Below are 1930 nucleotides of genomic sequence, written 5' to 3' on the forward strand. Positions count from 1 at the left end.
CCGTGATAAAGCACGTCCATATGTGGGTGCTTTATCCGTGTTGATCACTTGTGGAATTTGCCACTTCTTCACATTATTTAAAATTTTTCCAAGAAAACAATATGCTGATTTGGTATTACGTCTAGAATGGTTTACCGTTAACATCAATATAAGGAATATAAAATGAAAGCAGCTCGTTTTTATGACCGAGGGGATATTCGAATTGAAGATATCCCTGAACCGAAAGTACTTCCAGGCACAGTTGGAATTCAAGTTGCGTGGTGTGGTATTTGCGGTACAGATTTACATGAATTCATGGAAGGTCCTATTTTTATTCCACCTTGTGGTCACCCACACCCAATTTCGGGAGAATCTGCACCTGTAACAATGGGACATGAATTTTCAGGCGTGGTTTATGCAGTTGGAGAGGGTGTAGATGATATCCAAATTGGGCAACATGTCGTAGTTGAACCCTACATCATTGCTGACGATGTGCCGACTGGCCCCAATGATAAGTATCATTTATCAAAAAATATGAACTTTATTGGTTTAGGCGGACGCGGTGGTGGTCTTTCTGAAAAAATTGCAGTTCAGCGGCGTTGGGTACATCCTATTTCAAATGATATTCCTTTAGACCAAGCAGCATTGATAGAACCTTTATCTGTCGGTCATCATGCCTATGTCAGAAGTGGCGCAAAAGCTGGCGATATCGCACTGGTTGGTGGAGCAGGCCCAATAGGCTTACTTTTATCTGCTATTTTAAAGGCTAAAGGTCTCACGGTCATCATTACTGAACTGAGTGCAAAACGTAAAGAAAAAGCGATAGAAGCGGGTGTTGCCGATTATGTACTAGACCCATCTAAGGTTGATGTAGTTGCTGAGGTAATGAAAATTACAGAAGACCGCGGTGTAGATGTCGCTTTTGAATGTAGTAGTGTCAATAAAGTCATGGATACACTCGTTGCAGCAATGAAACCAACTGGTGTAGTCGTTATCGTTTCTATTTGGAGCCATCCTGCCACAATTAATGTGCATAGTGTGGTGATGAAAGAGCTAGATATTCGTGGCACGATTGCTTATGTAAATGATCATCAGGAAACTATCCGTTTGGTTGAGCAAGGTAAGATTAATCTAGAACCTTTTATTACCCAACGGATTGCATTAGATGATCTTGTTTCTAAAGGCTTTGAAACATTGATTCATAATAATGAGTCTGCTGTAAAAATTATTGTTCATCCGTAGTAACGCCTAATTTGAACGACTAATTTGAATAAACTAGAAATAAACTCTATGTAGCTATTTCTAATATCTTTATAGATAGGGAATGAGTCTGTACGTACAGATTCATTCTCAAATTTACGGCACTGTTGCAAATAGAGATTTGAGTCGATGATGTTCCCTTTAAAAAGTGCTTAGAGACCGAAAACCCTGTTGATTAGACACACTTCCCCCTGAGGCTGACCATAATAAAATGACGAAGCTTGTCCTTTACGTAGTGCACGCATGACTTCAATACCTTTAATTGTGGCATAAGCCGTCTTCATAGATTTGAATCCTAATGTGGCCCTGATGATTCGCTTTAACTTACCATGATCACATTCAATGACATTATTTTTATACTTAATCTGCCTGTGCTCAATATCTACTGGACATTTTCCTTCTCGCTTTAATCGTGATAAAGCATGGCCATAGGTCGCTGCTTTATCTGTATTGATGACCCGTGGAATTTGCCATTTTTTCACCGTATTGAAGATCTTTCCTAGAAAACTATAGGCTGATTTACTGTTCCGTCTAGCGGAAAGGTAAAAGTCAATCGTATGACCCCGTTGATCAACTGCACGATACAGGTAAGTCCATCGCCCCTTCACTTTGATATAAGTCTCATCCATATGCCATGAATGTAAATCTGTAGGATTACGCCAATACCAGCGTAACCGTTTTTCCATTTCTG

General features: G+C 39.8%; 2 protein-coding genes and 1 pseudogene. 1 reads left to right on the top strand and 2 read right to left on the bottom strand.

From position 1 onward, the window contains the following. Window positions 1–126, bottom strand: a pseudogene (locus FTV09_RS17590) (DDE-type integrase/transposase/recombinase); the annotation flags it as partial. Between the two features lie 36 nt (window positions 127–162). Here FTV09_RS17590 and FTV09_RS17595 point away from each other — a divergent pair. Continuing rightward, complete coding sequence (locus FTV09_RS17595) at window positions 163–1221, top strand: 2,3-butanediol dehydrogenase (protein ID WP_004281883.1); 1059 nt, start codon at window positions 163–165, stop codon at window positions 1219–1221. A gap of 170 nt (window positions 1222–1391) precedes the next feature. On the opposite strand, the gene FTV09_RS17600 is transcribed toward FTV09_RS17595, so the two are convergent. Then, on the bottom strand, window positions 1392–1930 hold a 539-nt coding region (locus FTV09_RS17600; RefSeq protein ID WP_106470277.1), incomplete at its 5' end, for an IS6-like element IS1008 family transposase.

The organism is Acinetobacter sp. YH12227 (assembly GCF_013417785.1).
Lineage (GTDB): Bacteria > Pseudomonadota > Gammaproteobacteria > Pseudomonadales > Moraxellaceae > Acinetobacter > Acinetobacter gandensis.

Bases quoted from the DNA above. Each gene is read 5' to 3' on its own strand.
- FTV09_RS17595 (WP_004281883.1), top strand. From the start codon at position 163: ATGAAAGCAGCTCGTTTTTATGACCGAGGGGATATTCGAATTGAAGAT.